The sequence below is a fragment of the Microbacterium sp. genome, from assembly GCF_035687345.1.
Taxonomy (GTDB): domain Bacteria; phylum Actinomycetota; class Actinomycetes; order Actinomycetales; family Microbacteriaceae; genus Microbacterium.
On the sequence record NZ_DASRXZ010000072.1, the window covers coordinates 1 to 11,687 of the forward strand.

The 11,687-nt window shown below is 72.1% G+C and carries 11 protein-coding genes; 8 read left to right on the plus strand and 3 right to left on the minus strand.

What is annotated here, in order from left to right; genetic code table 11:
• Together VFF97_RS08490 and VFF97_RS08495 are read left to right on the plus strand one after the other, a co-directional pair.
• The coding region (locus tag VFF97_RS08490; protein WP_325033063.1) for a GTPase at positions 1 to 532 on the plus strand (532 nt) is incomplete at its 5' end.
• A complete protein-coding gene (locus VFF97_RS08495; RefSeq protein ID WP_325033064.1) occupies positions 519 to 899 on the plus strand; it encodes a DUF5655 domain-containing protein in 381 nt (126 codons plus the stop codon). The genes VFF97_RS08490 and VFF97_RS08495, both read left to right, overlap by 14 nt.
• Before the next feature lie 15 nt (positions 900 to 914).
• Here VFF97_RS08495 and VFF97_RS08500 read toward each other — a convergent pair whose 3' ends face one another.
• Complete coding sequence (locus VFF97_RS08500) at positions 915 to 2,843, minus strand: S9 family peptidase (RefSeq protein WP_325033065.1); 1,929 nt, start codon at positions 2,841 to 2,843, stop codon at positions 915 to 917.
• 250 nt (positions 2,844 to 3,093) lie between these two features.
• On the opposite strand from VFF97_RS08500, the gene VFF97_RS08505 reads away from it, so the two are divergent.
• Together VFF97_RS08505 and metE are read left to right on the plus strand one after the other, a co-directional pair.
• The gene (locus VFF97_RS08505; RefSeq protein ID WP_325033066.1) at positions 3,094 to 4,020 is read left to right on the plus strand and encodes a methylenetetrahydrofolate reductase; all 927 of its coding nucleotides are present in this window, start codon (positions 3,094 to 3,096) and stop codon (positions 4,018 to 4,020) included.
• Positions 4,017 to 6,380, plus strand: a complete 2,364-nt coding sequence (metE, locus tag VFF97_RS08510; RefSeq protein WP_325033067.1) for a 5-methyltetrahydropteroyltriglutamate--homocysteine S-methyltransferase — start codon at positions 4,017 to 4,019, stop codon at positions 6,378 to 6,380. Before VFF97_RS08505 ends, metE begins: the two co-directional genes overlap by 4 nt.
• On the opposite strand, the gene VFF97_RS08515 is transcribed toward metE, so the two are convergent.
• Together VFF97_RS08515 and lexA are read right to left on the minus strand one after the other, a co-directional pair.
• Positions 6,370 to 7,815, minus strand: a complete 1,446-nt coding sequence (locus VFF97_RS08515; RefSeq protein WP_325033068.1) for a hypothetical protein — start codon at positions 7,813 to 7,815, stop codon at positions 6,370 to 6,372. The genes metE and VFF97_RS08515 overlap by 11 nt on opposite strands.
• Before the next feature lie 166 nt (positions 7,816 to 7,981).
• The gene (gene lexA / locus VFF97_RS08520; protein WP_325033069.1) at positions 7,982 to 8,665 is read right to left on the minus strand and encodes a transcriptional repressor LexA; all 684 of its coding nucleotides are present in this window, start codon (positions 8,663 to 8,665) and stop codon (positions 7,982 to 7,984) included.
• A 274-nt stretch (positions 8,666 to 8,939) separates the two neighbouring features.
• On the opposite strand from lexA, the gene VFF97_RS08525 reads away from it, so the two are divergent.
• The 4 genes from VFF97_RS08525 to hisH are packed head-to-tail and all read left to right on the plus strand — an operon-like array spanning position 8,940 to position 11,673.
• Complete coding sequence (locus VFF97_RS08525) at positions 8,940 to 9,302, plus strand: LysM peptidoglycan-binding domain-containing protein (RefSeq protein ID WP_325033070.1); 363 nt, start codon at positions 8,940 to 8,942, stop codon at positions 9,300 to 9,302.
• Positions 9,303 to 9,317: 15 nt separating this feature from the next.
• On the plus strand, positions 9,318 to 10,412 hold the full coding sequence (locus VFF97_RS08530; RefSeq protein WP_325033071.1) for a histidinol-phosphate transaminase: 1,095 nt from the start codon (positions 9,318 to 9,320) through the stop codon (positions 10,410 to 10,412).
• Positions 10,409 to 11,020 (plus strand): imidazoleglycerol-phosphate dehydratase HisB, encoded by a 612-nt coding sequence (gene hisB, locus VFF97_RS08535; protein WP_325033072.1) that lies wholly within the window; start codon positions 10,409 to 10,411, stop codon positions 11,018 to 11,020. Before VFF97_RS08530 ends, hisB begins: the two co-directional genes overlap by 4 nt.
• Positions 11,017 to 11,673 (plus strand): imidazole glycerol phosphate synthase subunit HisH, encoded by a 657-nt coding sequence (hisH, locus tag VFF97_RS08540; protein ID WP_325033073.1) that lies wholly within the window; start codon positions 11,017 to 11,019, stop codon positions 11,671 to 11,673. The genes hisB and hisH overlap by 4 nt, the downstream gene beginning before the upstream one ends.
• Positions 11,674 to 11,687 lie beyond the last annotated feature (14 nt).

Here is an 11,687-nt window from a genome sequence, read left to right on the forward strand (position 1 = left end):
GTCCGACGGTCGCGTGTACACGCTGACCGACACGGTCGGTTTCGTGCGCAACCTGCCGCACCAGCTCGTCGAGGCCTTCCGTTCAACACTCGAGGAGGTCGGCGAAGCCGACGTGATCCTCCATGTCGTCGACGGTTCGCACCCCGACCCGGCCGCGCAGCTCGCGACCGTACGGGACGTCATCGGCGACGTGGGCGCGCGCGATCTCCCCGAACTCGTCGTGTTCAACAAGGCCGACCTCGTCGACGACGACACGCGGATGCTGCTCCGCGGTCTCGAGCCGAAGGCGCTCTTCGTGTCGTCGCGCACCGGCGAGGGCATCGCCGAGCTGCGCGCCGCGATCGAGGACGCGCTGCCCCTGCCCGAGGTCGAGGTGCACGCGCTCGTGCCGTACGACCGGGGCGACCTCGTCTCGGCTGTGCACGAGCAGGGCATCATCCTGGCGCAGGACCACGAGGAGGAGGGCACACTCTTGCACGCGCGCGTGGGGCAGCACCTGGCTTCGAGGCTTGCGCCGTATGCCCGAACGTGAGGGCTGGACCGTCGAGGACCACCTCCGCGACAAGCCGGAGGCGAGCGTCGCGCTGTTCCGCGCCGTCGAGGCACTCGTGCTCGCGTGCGGGCCGGTGGAGTACTCCGTCTCTAAGACGACGATCACGTTCAAGGGCTCACGCCGCGGGTTCGCGGGCGCTCGCCCCGACCGCAACGGCGTCGTCGGCTATCTCGACCTCATGCGGCCGCTGACCGGCGATCCGCGCATCCGCTCGTCGTCGCTCTTCAGCCGCAATCTGTACGCGAACCACTTCCGTCTGCGCTCGCCGGACGAGCTCGACGACGCATTCGCGGATTGGGTGCGCGAGGCGTACGCCGTCGGCGAGGGCGCCCACCTCAGCCGCTGAGCGGGCGCGGTCGCGTCATGCGAGCTCGAGCCGCTCGACGCCGGGCGGATCGAATCCGAACACTTGTCCGAGGAAGCTGAGCTCGGCCTCGAGCGTGCGCACGATCGTCTCGGCGCGCCGGAAGCCGTGGCCCTCGTTCTCGAACGGCAGGTATGCGTGCGGCACGCCCCTGCGGGCGAGCGCGTTGCGCACCGCCTCGGACTGTGCCGGTGGCACGACGCGGTCCTCGAGCCCCTGCTCGATGAGCAGCGGTGTTGTGAGCCGGTCGAGGTGCGAGAGCGGTGAGCGCTCGAGGTAGAGCTCCTCGGCCTCGGGAAGCGGGCCGACCATGCCGTCGAGGTACCGCGACTCGAAGTCGTGCGTGTCGCGCGCGAGCGCGCGCAGGTCGGCGACGCCGTAGCGGCTGATGCCGGCCGAGAACACGTCGCTGCGGTAGAGCGCGCACAGCACGGTCCAGCCGCCGGCCGATCCGCCCGCGATGGCGAGGCGGTCGGGGTCGGCGAGACCCGCGTCGGCGAGGCCCCGTACGGCCGCGACGACGTCGTCGACGTCGACGACGCCCCACTGACCGAGGAGGCGCTCGCGGTAGGCGCGGCCGTAGCCGGACGATCCGCCGTAATTCACGTCGAGCACGCCGATTCCGCGGCTCGTCCAGTACGCGACCTTGGCGGATGCCGCGCCCCCGACATGCGACGTCGGGCCGCCGTGCACGAACACGATGTACGGCGGCTTCTCACCCGCGGGCGCGGTGTGGTGGTGGTTCGTCGGCGGGTACGCGAACGCGTGCACGGGTCCGTGCGGACCTTCGTACGTCACGGGTAGGGCTCGGGGCGACCATTCCGCACCCCACGGCGCGGTGCCCCCGCTCACGGTCACGATCTCGCCCGGGGCGTCCGCGTCGACGATCCACAGACCGCCCGGGGCATCCTGGCCGGCGCCCGACACGAGCACGCGCGACCCCGAGGCGTGCTCGACGCTCACGCCCGCGACCGCGGGGCAGGGGAGCGGCGTCGGCTCGCCCGACTCGAGGTCGATCGCGACGAGCTCGTCGGCGCCGTTCGTGCGCGCCGCGACGATGCGGCCGCCGTCGATGAGCGCGTACCAGCGGGTTCCGAGCGTCCACAGCGGCCCGCCGGTGTCGGCGTCGGCCGGCGACACCGGGCGGTGGTCGAGATCGGCGGACAGGCGCATGCGCCACAGGTTCCATCGGCCGGTCGGGTCGTCGACGTAGAGCAGGTCGTCCTCGTCGAGCCACAGCGGCTGGAGCGGGGCCGTTGCGGCATCCGGAGACACCGTCGTCCACTCCGCGACCGTGCCCTCCTCGATGCGGCCTACGCGCAGTTCCGTGCGGTCCCACGGCATGTTCGGGTGGTTCCACGCGATCCACGCGAGGTGGCTGCCGCCGGGCGACAGCGCCGGCTGCGCGAGGAAGTCGCTGTCGGCCACGAGGTCGGTGACCTCGGGCTCGTCGCCCAACGAGATCGCGACCAGGTCGCGGCGCGGGTGCCGGCGGCCGTTGTGGTCCTCACGGACGGCGATGAGCCGGCCCTCCTGCCACGAGAGAGCACCGTAGCGCGTGTCGCCCGCGGCGGGCGTGAGGGGGCGCGGCGGCTCACCCGGAGCCAGCAGCCACACGCGCTGATCGTCCTTCTCGACGAACGCGAGGCGACCGCCGTCGACCGCCGTCCAGGCGCCGCCGCCGTACTCGTGCACGCGCGAACGCGCGTTCCACGGCGCGGGCAGCACCTCTTCGACATCGCCCGAGGCAAACCGCCTGCGAATCGTCGTGCGTCCGCCTTCGGACGGCACGGTCTCGCCCCACCACACCTCGTCGGCGCCGCGGGGGCCGACGAACTGCGCGCCCTCGATGCGCGGAGACGCGGCGGCCACCGACTCTGCGGTGATCGGGGAGGGCCAGGTTCCGTAGGGCAGCTCGGTGGTCACTCCTCAACGCTAGCCGCGCGCGTGGACTGTCGCATGCGCGGAACGTTGCGAAACACGCGGCAATACGCCGACACATCCCGGCGAGGCGGAGCGCGCGGCGGCTATCGTGCTCGCACATGCCCGGCGCCGCCCGGGCAGGGAGCGACAGCCGAGCCCGGCACCCGCCCGCCGAGATCCTCATGCCCCAGCAGGCATGTGCGAGACCTGCGGCCACCAGGCCACTGAGACCGTCCCTGTCCGAGAGACCGCCATGACCGACAGCCCGAGCATCCTCACCGGCCGACCCGGCGCGGTGCCGTTCTCGTTCGAGGTCTATCCGCCGCGCACACCGGATGCCGCGGCCGCCCTGCACGAGTCGGTGCAACACCTCGCCGACGCGGGACCCCGCTTCATCTCCGTCACGTTCGGAGCGGGCGGGTCGACCGGCGGCCGCTCCCTCGAGCTGCTCCGGTACATCCGCGAGTCGACCGACGTCGAGCCGCTCGCTCACCTCACGTGCGTCGGACACACGACCGCGCGGGCGGAGGCGCTCGTGCGCGAGTTCCTCGACGCCGGCGTCGACCGCTTCCTCGCCCTGCGAGGCGACCCGCCCGCAGGCCTCGGCGAGGACGACGTGTTCCTCGGCGACCTCGCGCGCGCGGCCGACCTCGTGCGGCTCATCCGCCGCGTGCGCGCCGAGCGCGGTGTCATCGAGGTGCCCGGCGCACCCGACATCGCGGTCGCGGCGTTCCCCAACGGCCACCCGCGATCGCGAAACGCGCGGCATGACATCGACGCCCTCCTCGAGAAGCAGGCCGCCGGCGCGACGCTCGCGATCACTCAGGTCGTGTTCCGCGCCGACGACCACCTCGCCTTCGTGGAGCGTGCTCGGCGTGCGGGCGTGCACATCCCGATCGTGCCGGGCATCATGCCCGTCACGTCTCCCGCGCGCCTGCGCCGCGTGCTCGAGCTCACGGGGGAGCGGGAGCCGACCGACCTCGCGCTCGACCTCGAGCTCGCCCCCGACGCGCATGCCCGCCGCGAGGCCGGCATCGCCCACGCCGCGCGGCTGGCGCGCGAGCTGCTCGCGGGCGGCGCATCCGGCATACACCTCTACGCCTTCAACGTCCACGACACGGTGCTCGCGGTGCTCCGCGAGGCCGGCATCCCCACCCACGAGAAGGAGACCGCACGATGACCGCATTCCCCGCCGGGACGATCCTCGGCTATCCCCGCATCGGACGCCGCCGCGAGCTCAAGCGCGCGCTCGAGGCGCACTGGGCCGGCGAGATCGACGACGCGGAACTCGAGACCCGCACCGCCGCCCTGCGCCGAGCGACGCGCGAGCGGCTCGCCGAGCTCGGCCTCGGCCGCGACGACTCGTCGATCCCCGAGTCGTTCTCCCTGTACGACCAGGTGCTCGACGCGGCGCTCGCGGTCGGCGCCCTCCCCGCACGCTTCGACGCGCTGCGCGAGCCCGACGGCTCGATCGGGCTCGCCGCGACCTTCGCCGCCGCGCGCGGAGCGGCCGACCAGCCGCCGCTCGAGCTCACGAAGTGGTTCGACACGAACTACCACTACCTCGTGCCCGAGATCGGCCCCGAGACGGTGTTCGCGCCGTCGTCCGATCGCCTCGTCCGCCAGTTCGTCGAGGCGCGCGAGGACGGGTTCGTGATGCGACCCGTGCTCGTGGGGCCGGTGACGCTGCTCGCACTGTCGAAGGCGACGGATGCCGCGGCCCCGCGCCACGGCGGCGCGCACGCCCCCGCCTTCCGTCCGCTCGACCGGCTCGAGTCCGTCGTCGGCGCCTATGCGAGCCTTCTCGCCGACCTCCACGAGGCGGGAGTCGCGTGGGTGCAGCTCGACGAGCCGGCGCTCGTGAGCGAGAGCCTGCCCGTGCCCGCCGTCGAACTGGCGGCCGCGGCATCCGTCGCCTACCAGACGCTCGGGAGAGCGGCACGCCGCCCGTCGATCCTCGTCGCCGCCCCCTACGGACGACTCGGCGACGATGCGTGGCGCGCGCTCGCCGCGGCCCCGATCGAGGCGATCGCACTCGACCTCGTTCGCGGCGTCGTGCCGCTGCCGACGTCCGGGCTCGAAGGCAAGACGCTCGTGGGCGGCGTCGTCGACGGCCGAAACGTGTGGCGCGGCGACCTGGAGGCCGCATGGTCGTCGCTCGAGGCGCTGCGCGAGCTCGGGGCACGGGTCTCCGTGGGCACCTCGACGTCGTTGCAGCACGTGCCGCACGACGTCGCCGACGAGACGGCGCTCGATCCGCGGCTCGTGTCGTGGCTCGCGTTCGCCGACCAGAAGGTCGGCCAGGTGACGACGCTCGCGCGGGGTCTCGCCGACGGGCGCTCCGCGATCGAGCACGCGCTCGCCGAGGCATCCGCCGCCCTCGCCGACCGCCGTGACGCGCCCGGGGTGCGCGACGAGGCGGTGCGCGCACGCGTCGCCGGGCTCTCCGACGACGCTTTCCGGCGCACGGATGCCGCGCGCCGTCGTGCCCTGCAGGAGGACGAGCTCGACCTGCCGCTGCTGCCGACCACCACGATCGGGTCGTTCCCGCAGACCGCCGAGATCCGGCGCCTGCGCGGGCGCCGCGACCGCGGAGAGCTGAGCCGGGCCGAGTACGAGGAGCTGCTGCGGCTCGAGATCACGACGGTCGTGGGACTGCAGGAGGAGCTCGGCCTCGACGTGCTCGTGCACGGCGAGCCTGAGCGGAACGACATGGTGCAGTACTTCGCGGAGCACCTCGACGGCTTCGCGGTGACGCGGCACGGCTGGGTGCAGTCGTACGGGTCGCGTGTCACACGCCCGTCGATCCTGTGGGGCGACGTCACCCGCCCGGCGCCCATCACGGTCCGATGGTCGCGCTTCGCGCAGTCGCTCACCGAGAAGCCGGTGAAGGGCATGCTCACCGGACCCGTCACGATCCTCGCGTGGTCATTCGTGCGCGACGACCAGCCGCTGCGCGACACCGCGAACCAGGTCGCGCTCGCGCTGCGCGACGAGATCCGGGACCTCGAGGCCGCCGGCATCCGGATCGTCCAGGTCGACGAGCCCGCGCTGCGCGAGCTGCTGCCGCTGTCGCGTGCGGCCCAGCCCGACTACCTCGACTGGTCGGTGCGCGCGTTCCGGCTCGCGACCGGGGGAGCCGCCGACACGACCCAGGTGCACACCCACCTCTGCTACTCGGAGTTCGCCGACGTCATCGACGCGATCGCCGCGCTCGACGCCGACGTCACGTCGATCGAGGCGGCGCGCAGCCGCGGCGAGCTGCTCGGCGACCTCGGCGAGTCCGGGTTCGAGCGCGGCATCGGGCCGGGTGTGTACGACATCCACTCGCCGCGCGTGCCCTCGGTGGCGGAGCTCGTGGCGCTCATCGAACGCACGCTCCAGCACGTGCCGCTGTCGCAGGTGTGGGTCAACCCCGACTGCGGGCTCAAGACGCGCGCTTATCGCGAGACGGTGCTCTCGCTGCAGAACCTCGTCGAGGCGACGCGGCTCGTCCGTGAGCGCGCGGGGATCGCGGGCGCGGTGCGGGTCAACGGGTAGCGCGCGTTTCGACCGGCTCGGAGTGATCGGCGAGGTCGCCGACAGCGGATGCCTCGGCTGCGGCAGGAGCATCCGCTGATCCGTGTGCATAGGCGGTCGCGCCCGTCGCGTCGGGATCGCGTTGCACGAGCTCGGCGATGAGCCATACGACGAGTGCGAGCACGACCGTGAGGACGATATCGCCGACCGACAGCGGTCTCAGCGCGAAGAGGAGGACGATCGCGAGCACGAGGATCACGATGCGCACGAGCAGGCGCTGCCGGTGCATCCAGTCGCCGAAGGCGCCGGTGTCGAAGCCCCAGCGGCGCAATCCGGTGCGCGCACGGCCCGTGAGCGAGGCCGCGAGGGCGCGGACCCGCGCAGCCGGCTCCCACCGGCCGCCGAGCCAGGCCGCGATCGCGATGACGATGCCGAGGACGGTCGCGACGATCGCGGTGTCGCGCATGGCGCCCGTCACGGCGAAGAAGATCGAATCGGTCGTGGCAGGGGCGACGCCGAGCGCGGGGGCGTTCAGCGAGAGGATCGCGCGGGCGGTGCCGAGCACGATCACGAGGACCGCTCCGCCGACGGCGAGGGCGACGCCCGTGCCGAGGAGCGCCGTCGAACGCCGGCGCGCGACGAGGATGCCGACCACGAACAGAGCGAGCGCGATGAGGGGGAGCCACCATCCGATCGCGACCGCGACGTTGTAGATCGCGATGACGAGCGGGAGCGCGTCGGACTGGGCTATCACGATCGTGCGGTCGACGGGAGGGATCGCCTCGGCGAGGCCGATCCCGCGGTCGACGAGTCGCTGCTTGAGCTCTTCGACGATGGGCCCGAGCTGGATGCCGAGAACACCCGCTTGGTCGATCGTCACGACTCCCGAGCCGTCGCCGGTCGCCGCCGCGACGAGTGATCGGTGGCTCGCGATGAGCGCACGCTGCCACACCTCCGTGAAGGCATCCGATTCGACGACCCGCGTGACCGTGTTCTCGATGAGGTTCTGAAGCCCCGAGGCGGCCGGCGTGCGCAGCAGCTCGAGAGCGCGCAGCGCCGCGGGCGGGAGGTCGAGCCGCGCGAGACCGTCGAACAGGTCGTCGGTGAACGACTCGACGTCGAGCGATTCGTCGATCGCCGCGGTCGACTGCTCGATGACGAGCTCCTGGACTCCGGGGTCATCGGCGAGAGGTGCGAACGTCTGCACGAAGGTCGCCTCGTCGACCAGCTGCGCACGCGTCCACGTCGAAACGATCGTGACCGGCACGAGGATGCCGGCGAGCACGATGCACACCGCCGAGACGAACGCGCGCCATCCGTTGCGACGACGGGGCGGGGCGGTGTCGGATGCCGCGCCTTCGGGTTCGACGGATTCCGTGCGCATCGCGCGGAGCCGCTCGTTCTCACGGCGAAGCTCCTCGAGCTGCGCGCGGAGGTCGTCGACGTCGGATGCCATCGTCCCACCCACCTCTCGGCCGTCCGCGCCGCATCGGCGGCGGAACCTCGTTCGGCGGACCGCGTCCGGTGTGCGTGGGCGCGGCCGACGAGGCTCACACTAGCGGGGCATCGCGCCGGCGCGCAGGCGTATCACCCGGGACGGGCGAGAGTTCGGCTGCGGGGGATCAGACGGCGCGCAGCACCGCGACGACCTTGCCGAGCACGACGGCTTCGTCGCCGAGGATGGGCTCGAACGCGGAGTTGCGGGGGAGCAGCCACGTGTGGCCGTCACGGCGACGGAACGTCTTGACGGTGGCCTCGCCGTCGAGCATGGCGGCCACGATGTCGCCGTTCTCGGCGGTGTTCTGCGAGCGGACGACGACCCAGTCGCCGTCGCAGATCGCGGCGTCGATCATCGAGTCCCCGCTGACCTTGAGCATGAACAGGTCGCCCTTGCCGACGAGCTGGCGGGGGAGCGGGAAGATCTCTTCGATCTGCTGGTCGGCCGTGATGGGCACGCCCGCCGCGATGCGGCCGACGAGCGGCACGAGCGCGGCGTCGCCGACGGGAGGCGCGACATCGGCGGGGTTCTCGGCGGCGGTGCCGGGCAGGTCGATGAGCACTTCGAGGGCGCGCGTCTTTCCGGCGTCGCGCCGCAGGTAGCCGCTCAGCTCGAGCTGGTTGAGCTGGTGCGTCACGCTCGAAAGCGACTTCAGGCCCACGGCGTCGCCGATCTCGCGCATGCTCGGCGGATAGCCGTGGCGGGCGATCGACCGCTGGATCACCTCGAGGATGGCGAGCTGCTTCTCGCTCAGGCTCTTGCGGCGGCGCGTCTGGGGCTTCTCTCGCCCGATGCTCGCGTCGGTCATCTTCGTGCTCCTGTCTCACGCGCTCGGCCTGCATGGCGGGTGCAGCGGTATTCGAATGTCGGAGCCCTGTGGTGGGGTGCTCTTGTCGAAACCGTATCCGGTTGCGACGGGTTCGTCGGACACCCGGCGGGCGTGTCGTCTTTCGAACGATCCGGCTTCGGCGCCGCACTTGACAGCCTACAGCATCGAAGATACGTTCGGTACAGAGGTTCGCATCCGGCTCTCCCGGCCGAGTGCCGGATGCGAATCTCTTCCCACCGCACAGGAGGATCCCATGAGCGCGATCACCGTTCCCGCCCCCGCAGCTCCTGTCACGCGCCTGCGCCTGACGGTGCGCGGCCGCCGGGTCCTCGCCGCTCTCGCGGCGCTCCCGGCCGTCATCGCGCTCTGGATCGCGATCATCGGCGGCGGCTCCGCGCTCGCGTCGCGCGACGAGGGCGTTCCCGGCGGTGGATTCGTGACCGTCACGGTCGAGCCGGGCGACACGCTGTGGGCGATCGCCGAAGAGGTCGCGCCGGCCGCAGACCCGCGCGATGTGGTCGACGCGATCGTGCGGCTCAACGCGCTCGAGGGCGTGACCATCGCCGCGGGGCAGGAGATCGCGATCCCGGCGCAGTACGCGCCGACGGCTCCCTGACGCACGCGCTCTACGATGGGACGGGTGACCGCCACCCTCGATGACCTCCCCCTACGTGATGACCTCCGCGGCCAGAAGCCGTACGGCGCGCCGCAGGCGCCGCTTCCGGTCGCGTTGAACGTCAACGAGAACACGCACCCCGTTCCGCAAGAGGTCGCCGACGACATCCTCGACTCGGTCGCCCGTGCGCTGCGCGACGTCAACCGGTATCCCGACCGCGAGTTCACCGCGCTGCGCGAGGCGTTCGCCGATTACCTCGGGCACGGACTCATGCGTGACCAGATCTGGGCGGCCAACGGCTCGAACGAGGTGCTGCAGCACATCCTGCAGGCATTCGGCGGTCCCGGGCGCACGGCGTTCAGCTTCGCGCCGACGTACTCGATGTACCCGATCATCACGCGCGGCACGGGCGCCACGTGGACGGCCGGCACGCGGGGTCACGACTTCACCCTCGACCCCGCCGACGCCGCATCCCAGGTCGAGGCCGCGGCGCCCGACATCGTCTTCCTGTGCGCGCCGAACAACCCCACGGGCACACCGCTCCCGCTCGACGTCGTCGAGGCGGTGTACGACGCCACCGACGGCATCGTCATCGTCGACGAGGCGTACCAGGAGTTCGCCCCGCGCGACGAGAGGTCGGCGCTGACCCTCCTTCCCGGGCGCGAGCGGCTCGTCGTGTCCCGCACGATGAGCAAGGCGTTCGCCTTCGCCGGAGCCCGCGTCGGCTACCTCGCCGCCGATCCCGCGTTCATCGACGCGCTTCGCCTCGTGCGCCTCCCGTACCACCTGAGCGCCCTCACCCAGGCGGCCGCGACGGCGGCGCTGCACCACGCCCCGACGATGCTCCGCATGGTCGACGAGATCGTCGCGCAGCGCGACCGCATCTCGGCCACGGTCGAGGCGCTCGGTTACCGCCCGTACGAGTCGTGGACCAACTTCGTCCTCTTCGACGGGGTCGAAGACAGCGCCGCGACGTGGCACGCGCTGTACGAGCGCGGCATCCTCGTGCGCGACGTCGGGATCCCGCACCACTTGCGCGTGACCGCCGGCACCGAGGAGGAGACGACCGCGTTCCTCGATGCCCTGGCCTCGGTAGGATCGGCGTCATGACCGGCGCAGCCCACCGCACCGCCTCGCTGCGTCGCGCGACGAGCGAGTCGACCGTCGAGCTCGAGCTCGACCTCGACGGCACGGGTCGCAGCCGCATCGACACGACCGTCCCGTTCTTCGACCACATGCTGACGGCGTTCGCCAAGCACTCGCTCACCGACCTCACGGTGCGCGCCTCGGGCGACACCGAGATCGACGTGCACCACACCGTCGAGGACGTCTCGATCGTGCTCGGGCAGGCCATCCGGCAGGCGCTCGGCGACAAGTCCGGCATCACCCGGTACGGCGACGCGCTCGTGCCTCTCGACGAGGCCCTCGCGCAGGCGGTCGTCGACATCAGCGGCCGGCCCTACCTCGTGCACAGCGGCGAGCCCGCGGGGTTCGAGTTCCACCTCATCGGCGGCCACTTCACGGGCTCGCTCGTGCGCCACGCGTTCGAGGCGATCGCGTTCAACGCCGCGCTCACGGTGCACGTGACGGTGCTCGGCGGACGCGACCCGCACCACATCGCCGAGGCCGAGTTCAAGGCGTTCGCGCGCGCATTCCGCCAGGCGAAGGCCCTCGACCCGCACGTCGAGGGCGTCCCGAGCACGAAGGGCGCGCTGTGACCGACGACCGGCCCTTGGTCGCGGTCCTCGATTACGGCTCGGGCAACGTCCACTCCGCCGTCAAGGCCCTGCAGGCGGCGGGGGCGGATGCGCGGCTGACGGCCGACCGCGGACTCATCCTCGACGCCGACGGCCTCGTCGTTCCCGGCGTCGGCGCGTTCCGCGCCGTCATGGACGCGCTCCGCGCGCGGCGTGGCGACGAGCTCATCGGCCGGCGACTCGCGGGCGGACGCCCCGTGCTCGGCATCTGCGTGGGCATGCAGGTGCTGTTCGAGCACGGCGTCGAGCGGGGCGCCGACACGGAGGGCATGGGCGAGTGGCCCGGCGCCGTGACCGAGCTCGATGCGCCCGTGCTGCCGCACATGGGGTGGGACACCATCCAGGCCGGCGAGGGCTCGCGCCTGTTCCACGGCATCGAGAACGAGCGGTTCTACTTCGTGCACTCGTTCGGCGCGCAGCACTGGCCGATGGAGCCGCAGACGCCGTTCCCGCAGCCCATCCTCACGTGGTGCTCGTACGGACGACAGCCGTTCCTCGCCGCGGTCGAGAACGGGCCGCTGTCGGCGACGCAGTTCCACCCCGAGAAGTCGGGTGCTGCCGGCATCCGTCTCCTCTCCAATTGGATCGGCGGGCTCGGCGGGCGTAGCCTTTGACCTCGTGCCCACCG

Bases quoted from the DNA above. Each gene is read 5' to 3' on its own strand.
- hisB (WP_325033072.1), top strand. From the start codon at position 10,409: ATGACCGGCGCAGCCCACCGCACCGCCTCGCTGCGTCGCGCGACGAGC.
- lexA (WP_325033069.1), bottom strand. From the start codon at position 8,665: ATGACCGACGCGAGCATCGGGCGAGAGAAGCCCCAGACGCGCCGCCGC.
- VFF97_RS08530 (WP_325033071.1), top strand. From the start codon at position 9,318: ATGGGACGGGTGACCGCCACCCTCGATGACCTCCCCCTACGTGATGAC.
- VFF97_RS08515 (WP_325033068.1), bottom strand. From the start codon at position 7,815: ATGGCATCCGACGTCGACGACCTCCGCGCGCAGCTCGAGGAGCTTCGC.
- VFF97_RS08525 (WP_325033070.1), top strand. From the start codon at position 8,940: ATGAGCGCGATCACCGTTCCCGCCCCCGCAGCTCCTGTCACGCGCCTG.
- metE (WP_325033067.1), top strand. From the start codon at position 4,017: ATGACCGCATTCCCCGCCGGGACGATCCTCGGCTATCCCCGCATCGGA.
- VFF97_RS08495 (WP_325033064.1), top strand. From the start codon at position 519: ATGCCCGAACGTGAGGGCTGGACCGTCGAGGACCACCTCCGCGACAAG.
- VFF97_RS08505 (WP_325033066.1), top strand. From the start codon at position 3,094: ATGACCGACAGCCCGAGCATCCTCACCGGCCGACCCGGCGCGGTGCCG.